Annotated in this window: 17 protein-coding genes; 8 read left to right on the top strand and 9 right to left on the bottom strand. The window is 52.2% G+C overall.

Translation table 11 applies throughout. The features are described 5' to 3' along the window. Nucleotides 1-165: 165 nt before the first annotated feature. From LI015_RS01695 to LI015_RS01660, 8 genes are all read right to left on the bottom strand, one after another. A complete protein-coding gene (locus LI015_RS01695) occupies nucleotides 166-1,020 on the bottom strand; it encodes a flagellin N-terminal helical domain-containing protein (RefSeq protein ID WP_117626668.1) in 855 nt (284 codons plus the stop codon). 164 nt (nucleotides 1,021-1,184) lie between these two features. Then, complete coding sequence (locus tag LI015_RS01690) at nucleotides 1,185-2,288, bottom strand: glycosyltransferase family 2 protein (protein ID WP_227123868.1); 1,104 nt, start codon at nucleotides 2,286-2,288, stop codon at nucleotides 1,185-1,187. Then, nucleotides 2,285-2,899 carry a PilZ domain-containing protein gene (locus tag LI015_RS01685; protein WP_117626666.1) on the bottom strand — a complete coding sequence of 205 codons (615 nt, stop codon included), beginning with the start codon at nucleotides 2,897-2,899 and terminating at the stop codon, nucleotides 2,285-2,287. The genes LI015_RS01690 and LI015_RS01685 overlap by 4 nt, the downstream gene beginning before the upstream one ends. 22 nt (nucleotides 2,900-2,921) lie before the next feature. Then, nucleotides 2,922-3,794 carry a lytic transglycosylase domain-containing protein gene (locus LI015_RS01680; RefSeq protein ID WP_227123867.1) on the bottom strand — a complete coding sequence of 291 codons (873 nt, stop codon included), beginning with the start codon at nucleotides 3,792-3,794 and terminating at the stop codon, nucleotides 2,922-2,924. 61 nt (nucleotides 3,795-3,855) lie between these two features. Further along, a complete protein-coding gene (locus LI015_RS01675; RefSeq protein WP_227123865.1) occupies nucleotides 3,856-5,001 on the bottom strand; it encodes an N-acetylmuramoyl-L-alanine amidase family protein in 1,146 nt (381 codons plus the stop codon). Nucleotides 5,002-5,017: 16 nt separating this feature from the next. Next, the gene (locus LI015_RS01670; protein ID WP_227123863.1) at nucleotides 5,018-6,400 is read right to left on the bottom strand and encodes an N-acetylmuramoyl-L-alanine amidase family protein; all 1,383 of its coding nucleotides are present in this window, start codon (nucleotides 6,398-6,400) and stop codon (nucleotides 5,018-5,020) included. A gap of 13 nt (nucleotides 6,401-6,413) precedes the next feature. Further along, nucleotides 6,414-6,749, bottom strand: a complete 336-nt coding sequence (locus LI015_RS01665) for an EscU/YscU/HrcU family type III secretion system export apparatus switch protein (RefSeq protein ID WP_227123861.1) — start codon at nucleotides 6,747-6,749, stop codon at nucleotides 6,414-6,416. Beyond that, complete coding sequence (locus LI015_RS01660) at nucleotides 6,736-8,163, bottom strand: hypothetical protein (protein WP_227123859.1); 1,428 nt, start codon at nucleotides 8,161-8,163, stop codon at nucleotides 6,736-6,738. Before LI015_RS01660 ends, LI015_RS01665 begins: the two co-directional genes overlap by 14 nt. Before the next feature lie 203 nt (nucleotides 8,164-8,366). Between LI015_RS01660 and LI015_RS01655 the strand changes: the two genes are divergently transcribed. Genes LI015_RS01655 through LI015_RS01620 form a run of 8 tightly spaced genes read left to right on the top strand, consistent with a single transcriptional unit; the run spans nucleotide 8,367 to nucleotide 15,684 of the window. Next, a complete protein-coding gene (locus tag LI015_RS01655) occupies nucleotides 8,367-8,672 on the top strand; it encodes a flagellar biosynthesis anti-sigma factor FlgM (protein ID WP_002577888.1) in 306 nt (101 codons plus the stop codon). A gap of 16 nt (nucleotides 8,673-8,688) precedes the next feature. Further along, nucleotides 8,689-9,171 carry a flagellar export chaperone FlgN gene (flgN, locus tag LI015_RS01650; protein WP_117626660.1) on the top strand — a complete coding sequence of 161 codons (483 nt, stop codon included), beginning with the start codon at nucleotides 8,689-8,691 and terminating at the stop codon, nucleotides 9,169-9,171. 44 nt (nucleotides 9,172-9,215) lie between these two features. After that, entirely contained in the window at nucleotides 9,216-10,898 is a 1,683-nt protein-coding gene (locus tag LI015_RS01645) for a flagellar hook-associated protein FlgK (RefSeq protein ID WP_227123857.1), read from the top strand. 31 nt (nucleotides 10,899-10,929) lie between these two features. Continuing rightward, nucleotides 10,930-12,081 (top strand): flagellar hook-basal body protein, encoded by a 1,152-nt coding sequence (locus LI015_RS01640; RefSeq protein WP_227123855.1) that lies wholly within the window; start codon nucleotides 10,930-10,932, stop codon nucleotides 12,079-12,081. A 51-nt stretch (nucleotides 12,082-12,132) separates the two neighbouring features. Further along, complete coding sequence (locus tag LI015_RS01635; protein WP_227123853.1) at nucleotides 12,133-12,774, top strand: hypothetical protein; 642 nt, start codon at nucleotides 12,133-12,135, stop codon at nucleotides 12,772-12,774. Nucleotides 12,775-12,788: 14 nt separating this feature from the next. Next, nucleotides 12,789-13,289, top strand: a complete 501-nt coding sequence (fliW, locus tag LI015_RS01630) for a flagellar assembly protein FliW (RefSeq protein ID WP_227123851.1) — start codon at nucleotides 12,789-12,791, stop codon at nucleotides 13,287-13,289. Continuing rightward, entirely contained in the window at nucleotides 13,261-13,506 is a 246-nt protein-coding gene (locus tag LI015_RS01625) for a carbon storage regulator (RefSeq protein ID WP_117626655.1), read from the top strand. Before fliW ends, LI015_RS01625 begins: the two co-directional genes overlap by 29 nt. A gap of 30 nt (nucleotides 13,507-13,536) precedes the next feature. Beyond that, a complete protein-coding gene (locus LI015_RS01620; RefSeq protein ID WP_227123849.1) occupies nucleotides 13,537-15,684 on the top strand; it encodes a GGDEF domain-containing phosphodiesterase in 2,148 nt (715 codons plus the stop codon). Here LI015_RS01620 and LI015_RS01615 read toward each other — a convergent pair. After that, complete coding sequence (locus LI015_RS01615) at nucleotides 15,675-16,874, bottom strand: nucleotidyltransferase family protein (protein ID WP_002577880.1); 1,200 nt, start codon at nucleotides 16,872-16,874, stop codon at nucleotides 15,675-15,677. The two genes, LI015_RS01620 and LI015_RS01615, sit on opposite strands and share 10 nt — an antisense overlap. Nucleotides 16,875-16,881: the final 7 nt, after the last annotated feature.

Genomic DNA, 16,881 nt, shown 5'->3' with positions numbered 1-16,881 from the left:
CATACGTCCATAAGGGCCCTTTATGTAACGTATCTGCAAAGCTCTGTTTATATTAAGCTGCCTTACATTCTGAATATCGTCAAATTCCAAATATATATAAGGGTTTCTATGATTTTTCTTTCAAAACTTCCTGCTGTAAATCCAGATTAATCCCTGCAGCCTGATTTATCCCTGGAGCAGCTGAATCACCAGGTCCGGCAGGCTGTTGGCATGAACCATCATGGAATTGGAGGACTGGAGTATGATATTCTCCGTGGTATAGGCTGTAATCTGCTCCGCCATGTCGGTGTCCCGGATACGGCTCTCAGCCACAGTCATATTTTCCTTTGTCACCCCAAGGTTGCTGCTGGTATGTTCCAGATGGTTTAAGGACGCGCCAAAGGATGCCCTCACATCTGCCACCGCCTCAATGGCGTCCTCAATGGTATCCACTGCCTGGTTGGCGTTGTCCACCGTGGTGAAATCCATATCCTTTAAAAGAAGCTCCCTGCTTCCCATATAATACCGTTCCACATCCAGGGTCTCGGCTTCGGAGTGCCCTATCTGGAGGGTTATTTCGCCTTCCTTTTCCGGGGGTACATATCCGGGGGGCAGGTTTCCGGGATACTCCTTAAACAAAGGAATACCGTCAAAATCCGTGGTCTGGCTGATCCGGTCAATCTCGTCCAGCAGCTGCAGCCGCTCCGACTCGATATTTTCCCTGGCCACGGAGCTATAGGTCCCGTTGGCGGACTGCACGGCCAGCGTCTTCATCCGCTGGAGCATGGAGTGGATTTCCGTCAGGGCGCCTTCCCCTGTATTGGTCATGCTTACGCCGTCATTTACATTGCGCATGGCCTGGTCAAGCCCCCTGATCTGGCTGCGCATCAGTTCAGAAATGGCCAATCCGGCCGCATCGTCCCCGGCCCGGTTAATCCGGAATCCGGAGGATAGTTTTTCTAAGGATTTATCCAGTTTGCCCTTAATGATTTTCTGATTTCTGGATGAATTCACGGATGCTATGTTGTTCTGTATCTGCACCTGTCCATTCCACCTTTCCGTATCTATTTCGGCATATATCTTAGTATCTATAGAGAATCACCGATATGCTTCATCATTTCATTTCCTTTACTTTGTTTATCGGCGTTTCTTCCCGGTTTATAAGAAGAAATTGATGGTTTGGACAAAAAACCATACCGGATGCATCACCGGCTCATTTTCACAGACATTTCCTTAAGCTGCCTTGCAGCCGGTTCAAATCCTGCAAGGGCTGACTGTCTGTAATACTCCGCTGCCTTTTCCCCGTTACCCGATACCTCATACCAGAGCCCCAGATTATAGGCCGCCTTAAAGGAACCCGCGCCAACCACGCCTCCCTGTTCCGGGTGTTCCCCTATCCTCAGGCACTCCAGATAGCTGTTTTCTATTTCAGGCAGCAGATGCCGGTATTGTCCCACATCCGACAGCACCAGCTTCATATAAAAAAGACCGCATAAAAAACAAAAATCAGCCCGTTTTCCCAGTACCGGCTTCTCCCGCCGGATAATGTCCCCTGCTTCATGAAGACAGGCCGGGCCGTCCAGGTCCAGCAGGGTATAAAGGTATAAAAGTATGCCCTCGGTCCGGTATCCTGCCTGTCCGGGCACCTTTTCATAAAAACAGCGGAACCAGTCAAGGCTGTCCTTCAGCCGTTTCATATTCCGCAGGGTGGCTGCCATCTGGAACCTGTAATACGGGTCCTGGGGGTACATACGGGCCGCTTTCTCAAGGTAAGGCAGGTTCCTCTCCCCTTTATCACCGCTGAGATACCCGTCGTGGTCCGCCTCCAGCAGAAGGGGATAACACTCAATCCCTGTGTCCGGCTGTTCATGTATAATTCCCCCATACCTTACGCCCCGGGGAAGAAGCCTTGGAATCAGGGATGTGCTGACACTGATTCCGTCACCGTCATGGTAGGAATCATATCTTGTAATGGCTCCCATCCACGCCTGTCCGTATGCAGCCCGCAGCCTGGATATGCGTTCCTCCAGACCTTTCCTGGTATAAGGACGCAGGGTTTCATCCGCGTCCAGGACCAGGTTCCAGTCCCCATCCGAATGGTCCAGGGCAAAGTTGCGGGCAGCGGAAAAATCATCGGTCCACTCATATTCCAGGACCAGGGCCCCTGCGTTTCGTGCAATTTCCTTTGTCCTGTCCGCGGAACCGGTGTCGGCTATGATTATATCATCCACAAGATGTTCTGCGCTTTTCAGGCAGCGCTCTAAGGACCGCTCCTCGTTCCTGACAATCATCACCAGATTTATCTTCATGTAATGCCCTTTCTCTTATCAAGAAGCCTTTTATATACAAAGGATCGTATGGCTGCCTCGGCCCCGTCCGTCAGCCTTAAAAATTTACAGCCATATCCGTATCTTCCGCCTTCCGCGCGTTTGGCCCACAGGATAAGCACATGGAACCTGCGCTCCAGGGTGCGGAAACAATAGGAGAAGGATATGGCATCCCCCCTCTTAAGGGGCTGGACCGTGGTCATATACAGCCCTCCCGCACTGAGGTTGCGGATGGTTCCGTAAAAATGTCTGCCATTGCCCAGCTCAAACTCCACCTCCAGATAAACCTTGGCCCGTATATCCCGCTGGCGCTGGACCACATTCTTCACATCCAGGATACGGCAGTCAGCCGTCCACGGTTCCCCTGTTTCCAGATACGCGGGATTCCTCCGTATGGTGACCTCGCACTTGGCCACGATCAGGCCGCACTGGTCGTCGTAAAAATCCACCCTGGCCTGAAACCGGGAATCCTGAAACTTATAATCAGAAAAGAACAGTGTGACACTGTCCTTTGCATGAACGACCCTTGCTTCCGACAGGCGCTGTCCCTTTGGGGTGTAAACCATACACCTGCTGCAATCTTTTAATACCATATTCCTGTTACTCCTCCTGCCCTTATACCAGCACTCCCACTTCCCGGTCCGCATTCATCATCATCTGAATCCGCATCATCTGCACCAGGCTGGAAAAACTTTCCTTGTCCATGACTATATTGTCCCCTTCCTGGCGGATGGACAGGTTATCCATCCATGCAGATGAGGCCAGGGGGCCGCTGCCGGTGATATTTCCTCCATACAGGGAACTGAGGGCCAGGTTTCCTCCCCCGTCAAGGGAACTGAGGGCCAGGCCTCCTCCCCCGCCAAAGGAACTGTTGCCGGACCCCGATGACAGGATACGGCTGCCTGTCCCCATATTCATGGCATAAAGCATGGCAGGGTACTGGCTGCTGTCACTTGAAGCCGTGACGGTCCTGCCCGCCTTCAAACCAGGCTCCCCCATATAAGCCATGACCTTTTTGACATAATTCTGGGTCTCCTTATAGGGAGGGATGCCTCCGTATTTCTGAACGCTTCCCGGTCCTGCGTTGTATGCGGCCAGGGCCAGACTTACATCCCCGAACCGGTCCAGGTTTTCCTTCAGATACCTGGCGCCGCCCATGATGTTCTGCCTGGCGTCATAGGGGTCCGACACCCCCAGGCTCCTGGCTGTTCCCGGCATTAACTGCATCACCCCCATGGCTCCTGCATGTGATACGGCTCTGGGGTTAAAATCAGATTCCGCCTTTGCCACTGCCCGTATCAGCTTGGACGGCAGGCTGTATCTGGCCGCCGCCTCCTCAAATATGGCATCCATGTCCTGGGCAGCGCCGGAAATCCCATTCTTCAGCACATTCCGGAAGGCATTGTCCCGGGAAGAAACCCGGCTGTCAGCTCCTTCCCCCTGCTGCCTGACGGCCTGAGCCTGGGCAGCCGATGTGATTAAACCCATTTTATCCTGCTCCTTTCATCCTGGGGCGTGTTTCAATATTTATTTCCGCCCCCTGTACACCTTATCTTGAGGCCTTTCCGTCCTGGCCTATGTTCCATCCGTCCACGGTACGGTTTAAAGCCATGCTTCCATCGCCGTCCAGATAGTACCAGCTTCCGTTGTCATTGAACCATCCGGTCTTCATACGCCCGTCCGGTTCCAGATAATACCACTTTCCAGGGCTTGGCTGTATCCAGCCCGTTAGCATGTCCCCATTTTCTCCCAGATAATACCAGAAGCCGTCCCCGGGGCTGAGCCAGCCCGTGCACATGGCGCCGCCCTGGTCCATGTAGTACCATCTGCCGCCTGTTTGGAGCCAGCCCTTTACCCGGCTGCCGCTGCCGTCAAAGTAGTACCATTTGCCGGAAACAAGCTTCCATGTGTCAGCTGCCTTTGAACCGTCCGGCATCACATAATTATCCCCTTTAAAGGAGCCGCCGTCCCCAGGTCCCTGGCTGCGCTTTTCTTCCTTCTCGTAATCCTCCCAGTCAAACTCCTGGTCTGTGGAGGTCACATACTGGCCTTCCTTCAGATACTTTTTCTCATCCGAGGTAACAGGCACTGCCTTCACTTCATAATAATAGGTTTTGTCCATGTCCGTCATATAGTCGGCCAGATTGACGCTGTTGCTTTCCACGGTTATCCTTTTAACCACCTTATTATCACCGTACAGGGTCAGGGTATAACCCGGCGCGTATTCCACGGACTTCCACACGGCCTTTTTCTTGGAGGTACTGCTCCAGCCTGCTTGCTGTGTATCGCCCAGCACCGTGACCGGCCGGTAATCCGCCTTCACCTGAAGGCTGGAATCATCCAGGGCCTTGGCTGACACAAAGTCAGCGCCCGTGACCTTGCATTTGGAGCGGTTCAGGGTGGCGGGAAAGTATTTTCCATCCTCTGCCACCACCGTAACCTCCACCCGGACCTTGCGCCCCGGTTTCCAGCTGTCATAATCCGTGCGGTACTGCACATCCCCAAGGGAGCAGCTTTTGCCGCTGACCGTAACCTCCGGTTCAGGTATCTCCTCCGGCTCCCCGTATACTGTCTTAAAGCTTACGTTCACGCTTTCTATCACACTGGACTGGGCGCCGTAGGCACTAAGCCCCAGCCAAAGCGACATGGCTGCCCCCAGTCCCAGGGCCGCCTTCAGCATTCTGTTTTTCTTCAATTAAAGCCACCTCCTGCTACTGTGTCCATATTCCATCCTGATTCACATAAAATCCGCTGATGCGGGTATCCCTTGCCATCTCGTATGAACCCGGATGAAAATAATACCAGTTCCCGTCTATCTGGCACCAGCCTTCCACCAACTCCCCGTTGGAATCCGCATAAAAGGTCTGGCCGTCCCTTATGATCCATCCGGTGAACATGGCGCCCTGTAGGCTGTTGTCCACCGTGTTCAGATAATACCGTTTTCCATTGAACGAAAGCCAGCCCGTATACAGGGAGCCGTCATCATTAAAATAGTAATAGTAAGGCCCAATCACCTTCCAGCCCGGCCCGGCCATGGAACCCACGGGTTCCCCGGCCTCTTCCTCCGGGCGGAAATAATACCATTGCTGACCGACCCTGGCCCATCCCACAGCCATCTGCCCGTCGGGCTGGAGATAATAATACCGCCCGTCCACATTCTGCCAGCCGGTAAGCATAAGGCCGTCCATGTTAAAATAGTACCACAGGCCATCAATCAGCTCCCAGCCGCCCCTGCCCAGGCTGCCGTCCGGATAACGGTAATTCCAGCCGTCTTCTTCCTTTACCCAGCCAACCGTATCCGCGGTTCCCCGGATTACGGAGCCGTCCTTTTTCTGCTGCCCCTTGCCATCCGATACATACCGGTCCGTAATCTGCAGCTCCCCGGATTCAATCCATTCGCTTTTTTTTCCGTATTTCACCTGTACATCCGTTGACGGTATGGTCCTTACCTTGAAGGTATAATCCCCTTCCTTTGTCATGTACGGGTAAAAATTGTACCTGTTTGACGAGGTTTTGGACACCTTGTGGACAGACTTCCCGTCCCGGAACAGCTGAAGCTCATAATACCCGGAGGTATTCTCCGGCTTGTCCCATCTGGCCTCGCCCAGGTTTTTTTCATTCCAGAAGGCATCCCCCGGAGGGTCGTACTCCCCCTTTACCCCGTTTACCCTGAGGGTCACCACCAGGTTGTCCCCGTCCCGCCTTGCGGACACAAAGGTACCCCCGCTGATTTTAACTTCCGATGACTTATAGCTTGCAAGGAAATAATCCTCCCCCACATCCTCTGGTTCCAATGTGACCTTCATCCTTGGCTCGTCTGCCGACTTAAGCTCCTCCCCGGCCTTGTCCACCCATTCCGCCCTGGATACGTGATACTTGCTGTTGCCTCCGGACACCATCACCTTGCCTTTTTCCGGGGTTCCTGTCCCGACGTCTATGCCGGGCAGGGTGCTTCCGGCCTCCAGCTTGGAATTCACCCGCACGCTCACTGATTTGATGGGCTTGGTGGCTGCCATGGATGTGATGCAGCCCCCCTGTGCCAGACAGCAGGCCAGTATGACGGCTGCTGTCCTCTTAATCCACCTGTTCGGCATCCGCTGTTCCTCCTTATATCCTTTCCTTGCTATCATCCTGTTTTGGGATACCGGACCTTTCCTGTGCCTCCGGAACCCCCTCCGGTACAAATCCCAGGAAATATATGTATATGTCTACCACAGCCTGATATAATTCCTGGGGGATGGCCGCCCCCAGCTTCATCTGGCTTAAGAGCGTGGCAAGGGAATCATCCTCGTATACAGGGACCCCTGCCTCCATGGCGGCTTCCGTGATTTTCTCCGCCATATACCCCATACCGGAAGCCACAATGACAGGCGCCCCGTTTTTCTGGGCGTCATATTTAAGGGCAACGGCTTTCTTTTTCATCAGTTCCTCAAATCCTGACATTGATGGTCCTCTCCTTTTCCCTTATTTCCGGAAATACATCCTCAATCCTCAGGCTGCCTGCTCTTTCCCTTACCAGCATGCGGCCTAGGCCTAGGCCGTTTTTCTTCATGATTCCGGCCACATGTTCCTCTATATCCCCGGACTGGCCTGCAAGGACAGGCGGCACCCCAAGCTGCATGTCCACCACCCTGTCCTTAAATATCATGAGCATTTCAAACCTGCCTAACCCCTGGACGTCAAAGTGGAACAGCATCTTTATCTTCCGGCCCTCATCCCCGGCTTCCCCGCCGGCGTCCGGGTCCGCCCAGATTTCAGACATCACATTCTTTCCCTGGTACTGGAAGGGGAACAGGATATGCAGAAGGGGAAGGTATACGCTTTCATTCAAAAGCATGCCGTTCATGATCTGATAAAACTGCTGGATATTCTCCAGTCCCGCCTCCCCGTTGGCTCCCTTTAACAAAAGGGAGGAGAATGCATCTGCAAAACCGCCCTCTTTCGGCTGTCCGTGGGCATCCAGTATGCTGTCCAGGGAAGGCATGGCATTGTCCTTAAAATAAGCTTCCACGCCGCGGCTTCCCGCTACACGGTCAAACAGCTGCTGAAGCCGGTCCATGCTTCCGTTCTCATAGCGCACCGCATGGAAGATGAGATGCATGACAGCGTCCCGCACAGCCCCGTAATCATGGGTCCTGGATACGTAATTGGACAGGAAGGGAATCAGCCTGCTGTTAAGGAAGCTTGTATTGGCTGCCGTATTCCCATTGGCCGCCCCCCAGTCCATCCCCCCTATAAGCTGCCGGAAATCATCCCTGAAGGGTCTCATCAGGAGATGGCTTATATCATCTGTCAGGGTATGCATCTGCTGAAGGAAATGGCCTCCGGATGAGTAATCGTTATATGTCTTTAAAAAGGCCAGGACCGCTTCCTTCATATTCCCGGAGGCATCCTGATACAGGATGTTCCTCAGGCCGTCAAAAAAAGGACCTGAAAATTTGGCCTGGGAAAGCTGCTGCCCCTTAAGGAAGGAAAGCAGTTCTTCCGGGGAATCCACCCTGACCGAGGAGAGCAGCCTCTCTACCAGCTCCCCTACCTCCGCCTGGTCCCCGAACAGCAGTCCGGCCGTTTCCCTGGAAAAGAGCTGTTCCAAAAGCCTGGGAAGTCCCATGCCCTCCCCCAGTTTTTTGATGAAAGCCCCGTAATTGCTTTCATAGTCAATTATGCTATAGCTTTTTTCCCCTGTGGCATCCCCGCTTTTTCCTTCCTCCTGCCCGTCCGCCCTGACAACACGGGACGGGTCCACCGGATTCTGGATTTTCTGGCTGTTCCCCTGCTCCGCAATCCTCTGGCTGTCTGATATGTTCCGGTTGTCCGGATTCAGGGAAGGACCGGTCACCTGTAAGATATTAGCCATAATACCTCCGTACTGAACTATACTTAGAAAATGAGTCTATATCTTTATATATATCGGCGCAGTCCTCCATAACCATTAGGGTTATTTCTAAAAATTTTATCTCTTTTTTTTCGAAACTGCCTTATCCCCGGTCAAAAAGCGCCGATAAATTACGTATAGCAGCAATGGGAATCCATCAGAGCACTGAATGAAAGGAGGGTGTCATGAACATCAAATTTTTTACCGGCAGCACGGATTTTCCGGATTACCGGTCCATTACCTCCGCCACCAACACACAAAAGACGTCTGCCGGCAGGGAAGCCGGTGATTACGATAAGATATCACTTAACAAGTCCCCTTATCCTGAGGATGATATGTCCTTTGCCCGTGTACTTGCCAGGGAGGCCGCGGCCAGACTGGAGGCCGGCGTAAGCAGCGAACGGGTGCTGAGTTTAAAGCAGCAGGTGGAGTCAGGAACCTATCGTCCCGACGCCAGGCGCATAGCCGAGAAATTACTGGGCTACCGTTAATGAAGGAGAATGAACCATGGATAATCAGAACGGCACAACGGATTTGCTGGAGGAATTTGCCGCCTCCATTGAACAGCTGGCCCATACCATTGAGGGCATTGCCAGGCTTGAGGAGGAAAAGGCAGAAACCGCTTCCCTGGGATATCATGACAGGATGGACGGAATCCTTAAGCGTGAGCAGGTATATATATTAAAGCTCAGGGGACTGGAGCAGAAGCGTCTGCGGCTGGCTGAAGCCATGGGCTGGAAAGGACTTACCTTCCGCCAGATTCTCAGTCAGTCCACCTCAGAACAGGCCGGCCGCCTCTCCCCCCTGTTCACCCGGCTGGACAGCCAGATTAAGCATCTTCGTGAGGTAAAGGATACCGCGGAGCGGATGATTCAGGTCAGGCTCAGGGAATTTAACATGATCCTCTCCAGCACAACAGGCGGGGGCTGCGATGAGAACGGCGTTCCTGTCAAAGGACCTTCTTCTTTTTTTCACGACCGATACGTATAAGCGGGCACATACCGCCACCACAACAATCCGGAGGATGATACCATATGATACGAGCCACATTTTCCGGCTTTTCCACTGCTTTCTCGGCCCTTCAGGCCAGCCAGAAGCGTCTGGACATAGTCGGACAGAATCTTTCCAATATGAACACGCAGGGATATACTCGGCAGCAGCTTGAAACCTCCAGCCTGAATTACAGCAATCCCATTTCCCGTTATATGAACGGTTCCCAGATTGCAGTGGGCTTTGGTGTGAGCATGGATAAAGTCAGCCAAATCCGGGACCCCTATCTGGATGCCCAGTACAGGGCCCAGATTAACAAGTCCGGTTATTCCGATACCCTTCAGTCAGCCCTGGACACATTGTCCAAGGCCCTGGACGAGAGCAGCATTGACGGAATCCGCACCGCCTTTGACGACGTCCAGTCCACCCTTACCAATTTACAGGATAAGGGCAATGACTCTGTGTATGAAAGCGAACTCCGTTCCCGCATGCAGTCCCTCACCAACCTGCTCAACGACGCGGCCCGCCAGATAGAGGCAGCCGAAAAGGCAGAGCTGAGCAAGCTGGACGGAACAGGCACCAGCGAACAGGGCGCCGTGGATAAAGTCAATGACATCTTGCGCCAGATCGGGAATCTGAACCACCAGATCAAACAGAATCAGGTCCTTGGACAGCAGAGCCTGGAACTGTTGGATGAGCGCAACAGCCTGTTGGATGAGCTGGCCAGCTACATCCCCATCGAGGTGACTTATTTTAAAGATGCGGAGCATGACGGCAAGATGACAGACCCGGTTTCGGGCAATATTGTCGATGCTCCTAAAGAATTATACAACTATGATTCCAAGGGCAATATCATCAGCAGGAAGGAATGGCCCGATGACCTTAAAGTAGAGCTTGTATACAGGGATACCACGGACCCGGAGGGCACCACCCACAGGCTAACCCTTATCAACGGCACCGAAGGCACCCTGGGCAGCAACTATGGCAAGCTTACCCCTGTGGACAGCAACCCGGCAGACCCCACGGCTGTTTCCATCCAGTTCACCCCTGCTTCTTCCAGCGGCGAGACTTCAAAAAAAGCCTCTGCCACCGGTATCCAGCTGGCCTCAGGCTCCATACAGGCCAGCCTGGATATGCTTGGCAAGAAAGGTACCGGGGACCCGGTTGCCACTGGTTCTTCGGTCCAGGATGACGTAAGGGGCTATCAGTACTATATGAAACGCCTGGATGAGCTGGCCTCCCATTTCGCCAAAATCATGAACGATGCAAATGCGGAAGGCGGTCAGGGAAAGCTGCTCACCAACAGGACCGACCCGGCTGCGGATATCACTGCCCTGACCATCGGCATCAGCAAAGAATGGGTCAATGGAACCGTGCAGCTGGGAAAAAAGGACGGCAGTTCCAAGGACACGGTCCTGTCCATGCTGAATAACATGAAAAAGACCCATGCCGAATTGGGGAATAAGTCCTTTGCTGATTATATGAATAATGTATCCACCATACTGGCCAATGACTCCAGCAGCAACATCAACGCCCTGAAAACCAATGTAACGGTTTTGAACAGCATACAGGATTCCAGGGACTCCATATCAGGAGTCAGCCTGGATGAGGAGGCGTCCAATATGATGACCTATCTTTCAGCTTATAATGCTGCTTCACGTCTCATGACGGCTTTGGACGAAGCACTTAACACCCTGATCAGCGGCACCGGCCTTGTGGGAAGATAAACAGAACCTGATGATGGAGGTATAAAACAATATGCGCGTCACTAACTCATCATACTACCGGAATTTCACCAATTCCATCAATGATGTACACGGCAGGCTGAATAAAAGCATGAATAAGGTATCCAGCGGGAAAGCTTACGAAAAAGCGTCCGACAATCCCCTGGCCTACTATGAGGGCAAGAAAATAGACAACCAGTACCAGGACACCCTGAGCAAGCTTGGGCTTATCACCAATGTGAAGAACCGGCTTTATCAGCAGGAGCTGGGGGCCCGTTCCATTCAGAACAGGCTGTCCGAGGCCAAGAAAAAGATTGAGTATGTCCGCTCCGACAGCAATAACAGCGATATGCAGATTGTGCAGACAGTCCGGGACGACCTGCTCCAGAAGCAGCAGTCCATGGTCAATGATTTAAACGCACAGTATCAGAACAATTACATTTTTGGCGGCAGCGACACCACCACTCCGCCCTTCACCCTGAGCGCGGATGGCCGGGAGTTAACATTTTCCCACACGTTTGCAGGGGATGATTACGTCACCACCATGAAGATGACACTTGAGGAATCTGGCGGAACCTATCAATATTCATTCAGCGGCTTTACAGATGATCCACGCAGGCCAATGGATGCAGATGAAACCCTGGACAATATCGTCAAAGCCATGCGCGAGACCGGTTACATGGATGTGGGTTACGGCAATATCTCGGAACCCGATACCCTTTTGGACACCAATACAGGCGGGCTTAACCTTATCACCGGACTTTCCGCCGGCGCCATGAATGCAATGTCGGACAGCCAGGCAAAGGATGAGGTCATAAAAAGGCTGAACAACAGTCCCGTTGCACTGGTGGGCAAGGCTGTCATTGCTTCCGATAACTATATTGGCGGAGGCAGCAGGGAGGATTTCTCCTCCGCCCTGGGGACGGTTATGGATACAATGACTGACACGGAGCATTCGGTCAGCACCGTATACAGCGACCTGGGCAATAAGTATTCCCTTCTGGAATCAACCGAGGAAAAACTGACCACCATCAAGCTTGCCCTGACTGAGCAGTATAAAGAGAAATTGGGGGCAGACCCCTATGAGGCCATAACCGAGATGTTTTCTTACCAGCAGTCCTATAACGCGGCGCTTCGGGTGGGTTCTAATATGATGTCTTCGTCCTTATTTGATTTTGTGAAATAATTTTCGTAACTGATTTCCTGATTATGTTCCATACCCGGGAAGGAGGTGTCCATGATGGAACAGCTTATAAAAGTCTCTTCCGTTCCCTTCCAGGCCATCCGGTTCACCCAGAACGCGCGCCTGGTTCCGGCGGACAATATGGCATTGGAGCGCCATAAAGCCCTGGTGCGCCATCATGCCTTCCTGTCGCGGTTCCGGGCCGCCTCTGGCTGTGTGGACTATGATTTCCTTAATCAGGTGAACGCTGCCTTTTCAAAAGAAACCAAGGCCAGCCAGCCCCCGGCATCCTTTTCAGGACTGCCCCCAACCGGTGTACCTGCTGCGGGCAGGGACGCGTCCGGTTTGGTGTCCCGGTCAGTCCCGGGAAACCAGTCAGCTCCGCTCCGCCCGCAGCCTGTTTCCGGGGCATCCCCTGCCTCCCCTGCTTCTTTTAACTCATCCGTATCCGGCAATACGGACCCGCCGGTCCATGCATCTTCTGTCCAGGTTCCGGCAGAAGCCGCTGCCGCTTACATAGTCCAGCGCGGTTCTTTTGAGCTGCGTGTGGCAAAAGGCGAGCTTTCCTATGTGCCGCCCCTTGTCATGACCATTGTCACACAATACCCTGATATACAGTTTGAGTATACCGGGGGTTTTCATTACATTCCTCCCCGCGAGGATTCTTCTGGAACCAATATGAACGTATCAATATAGGAGTCATGAAACTTATGAAAATACAGACTGATTATTTTGGAGAGGTGGAATATGACCAGGAAGACCTGGTTACCATAAGCGGAGGCTTTTTCGGCTTTTCCGATTTGACGTACTATCTTCCCATCTGTCTCAGTGAAGATGAGGGCTCCCTGCTTCTGATGCAGTCCACAGAGCAGCCGGATATTGCCTTTGTGGTCATCAACCCCGCCTTCCTGTCACCAGACTATTCCCCCATACTCTCCCAGGAAGAGCTCGCCTGTCTGGATGTGTCAGACAGTGGGGAGCTCTCTTACTATGCACTATGCGTTATCCGGAATAACTACCTTGAAAACACGGTCAATATGAAATGCCCCCTTGCCATTAACCCCGAAACCCGGAAGGGAAAACAGGTCATACTCGAGAACCCGGACTACGGGTACCGCCATAAGATAAGTTCCTTTCCGGGCATGCTGGAGCCGCCAAATACAGATGACAGGAGTGATGGATATGCTGATACTGCGGAGAAAAAAGAATGAGAGTATCCTCATTGGTGATAACATCCGGGTCACGATTACGGAATGCGCTTCCAACGGGGTGCGCCTTGCCATTGAGGCTCCAAAACAGATTTCCGTTATCCGTGAGGAACTGTTTGAAGCTGAGAAGATGAATAAGGCCTCACTTGCTCCTGAGAGCAGTTCGGTCCGGTCCCTTCAGGCCGCCCTGCGAAGGCATCTTTTCAATAATGAAGCATGATACCTGACATGCTGTACCGGAGGGGGATTTATGGACACAAATGATAAAACCATGAAAAATGAAATCCATCGCCTGCAGGAGCGCATCCTGCTTCTGGAACAGAATGACAAGCTCACAGGCCTGATGCATAATACGGTCTATCTAAAAAAAATAGATGAACTTCTAGCCGAACATCCTGATTGGGAATTCTCACTGATTTACTTCAGCATCAAGAACCTAAAGCTTATGAATATCCAGCAGGGAACCCACTATGGAGACCGTTTTCTCTGCCATATAGCCAGTTACCTGCGGCTTCCGCAGGAAAAGGACGTACCCATTCTGGTATCGCGCGTGTATGCCGACGCATTCTCCGTATTTCTTCCAAGTTCAGAAGAAAAATCCATGACAACGCAGATTTTCCTGGCATATTCTGATTTTTCCACGACCATGACGCCGCCCTCCATCGGTATACGTCATGTAAAGGGGACAGAAACAGCTGCCCATTCCCTGTTAAACCAGGCCTATATGGCCGCGTCCTCCATTTATGACATAGATGACAGGCATGTGGTGGTATATGGTGATTCTATGTACAAAAATTTCGTGCTGGAACAGATTATATTATCCGACTTTAAAACCGCCCTGGAACACCATGATTTCCAGCTTTATTTCCAACCGAAATATAACATTGCCTCCGGCAAGATAATCGGCGCCGAAGCCCTTGTCCGATGGGACCATCCAACAGCCGGATTCATCTCCCCCGGCCAGTTCATACCCATACTGGAACAGTATAACCTGATTCAGGAACTGGACTGCTACATCTGGGAATCCTTGTGCTTCCATCTTCATCAGTGGAACGAAAAAGGATATCCCCCCATTCCGGTCTCGGTAAATGCTTCCAGAATCAGTATCGGGAGCCTGGATGTGGCTGCAATCCTGGAAAGTCTGGTGAAAAAGTACCAACTCTCTCCATCCCAGCTGGAAGTGGAGATAACGGAAAGCGTTTATGCAGAACATCCGGACTCTATAAAAAATACCATTGACCGATTACATCAGGCCGGTTTTGTTGTCCTTATGGACGACTTTGGAAGCGGATACTCTTCCCTCAGCTTTCTGGCCGACACAAATGTGGACGTAATAAAGCTGGATATGCGTTTTCTGAATTGTGACACACCGAAAAGCAACTATATCCTTTCCTCTGTTATCCGCATCAGCTATTGGCTGAACCTGCGCATCATTGCCGAGGGCGTGGAAAACCAGAAGCAGGCAGACACCCTTCTTAAAATCGGCTGTTTCTACGCCCAGGGCTTCCTGTTCTGCAAGCCAATTCCCTCCTGTGAATATGAAAAGCTGCTGCCCGGCAATTATTTGGATGTTACGGACATGGGCGCACAGAAGGGGAATCTCAACGGACTTGTATCCACCCTTGACCTGTTCTCCCAGAATATGATTAACGAACAGGTAACGGAACTGCTGTTAGGCGCTGTTGTGGTATTCTGCCTGAAGGGCTCCAGTCTGAGCATATTAAATGTAAATAAAGCCTTCTGCGCCCTGTTCCAGAGCCAGGACGTGCCCTGCCCCGGCGATGACCTGCTATCCATCCTGAAGCTCAGGCATCCGGATGTTTTTCTTTCCGTATGCCGCCGCACGGCAAGGCTGAACCCGTCCGGCGGCCGGACCACATACATCCAGTCAGGAAAGAATCCACACCTCTATAAGACAGAGCTTTATTGTCTGTCCGTAAAACCAGACTCAGCCATCCTCTACGCAAAGATTTCCGATGCATCTGAACTGTACCACAGCCTGAATAACGCCCGCCTTTACAAACAGCGGCTGCAGGTTATCATGGATTCCCCCGGATTCCCGTTCTTTGAACTGGATATAAAATCCCACATTGCCGCGTGTTCATCCCTTGCCTGCAGGCTTCTGGGCTTAACAGCCAGGTCACTGCGCGCGCCGGAAGGATTTCTGGAGCAGGGAATCATTTGTGACGATTATAAAGCCGCATTCTGCCGGTTCTTCCTGACGGTTTACATCAAAAAACAGGACAGCTCCTGCAGGCTGGCCATCTGCCTTGCAGACGGCGCCCGTGTCAATGCCCGTCTTTCCGTTTTCACGCTTCGGGACTCAGGTGGGATTCAGACCGCAGTCGGGACATTGGAACTGGAGAAAGACAGGGCTGGGGACAGTTTTCATTCATAGGTATCCTTATCCTTCACACTCCCTGCCAGCAGGCCCGCCATAAGCCGTACGCCCCGCCGGACCCAGTAAACCGGCAGCAGCACCGGCAATTTTTCCAGGAAAGGATATATGGCGCACATATATCGGAATTCAGGGAAAAGCCAGCGAAGCTTCCTCATGAACGCCGCCCTGTAACCCTCCAGCCGCTCCATGAATATGGCCTGCCTGTCCCTGCGTCTCTCCTTCCCAATATCCTGCTTTATCAGAGAAGCCAGTCGCAGGGCCTGGTGGTCTGTCTCCCGGCTGATTGCGCCCCGGCTCAGGATCCGGTTCTCCAGCACATCATAGACCCCCATGTCCTCGGGACGGCTGTCCTCCAGGATATCCTCCTTTGAACCAAACCACATATAGGAAATATGCAGTATTTTTTCAGCCAGTCCGTCAATCTGGAATTCTTTCAGCCGGTTGGCAATATATTCCCGGTTCATTTCCTCCCGCCACGCCTTGTGATATAAATACAGGTCCAGGACTTCCCTGATTAAAAGTTCATCCTCCGTATAGTGGTAAGCTGCCTGGGCCGCCATGAAAATATAGCGGTTTTCAATGGAAATGGTCCTCACATAATTGGAGGAGTTTCTAATGAAGGCAGTTTCCATCATACGCTGCATGCCCTTACCGTAAGGACGTGTGCGGAAGGGCAGTTTATGGTACAGCTCCACGCAGAAGCCGGAAGCGCGAATCATGCGTTCCCCATATCCCTTGTAAATCCGTTCCGTCTCATATCCCAAATCCACCAGATACCCTTTGGCCAGGGAATAGCTTCCCTCGTCAAGCTTCAGCCTGAGGGGGTTATTGGCCGACATTTCCTGTATCTGGTACAGGAGACGTATCCTGCTTGTGCTCAGGATGATACATGGAACCTCCATCATATCTAAAAGCGTCAGTATCTCCCGCTCCCCATCCTCCGATGTATCGCTGTATGACAGCGACTCCTGATACCGCCCGAAAAACCGTTCCATCCAGCGCTCCGGTACCTTCTCTCCATTTCCAAGTATCCCCAAATATACCACATTGGCAATCTTGTGGTAATCAGCTGTCCGGTACATATGCTCCCAGTCAATCCTGCTGTGTATGGCCTTAAGGTCATCCTGACGCACGATACCGCCTACCAGATTCACAAGAAAACGTCCTTCAAATATTAACCGATCCATATATCTC

The sequence above is a fragment of the Enterocloster sp. 210928-DFI.2.20 genome, assembly GCF_020554465.1.
Taxonomy (GTDB): Bacteria; Bacillota; Clostridia; order Lachnospirales; family Lachnospiraceae; genus Enterocloster; species Enterocloster bolteae.
Note: the sequence above shows the minus strand (reverse complement) of the source record. Positions and strands in the feature narration are given on the sequence as shown.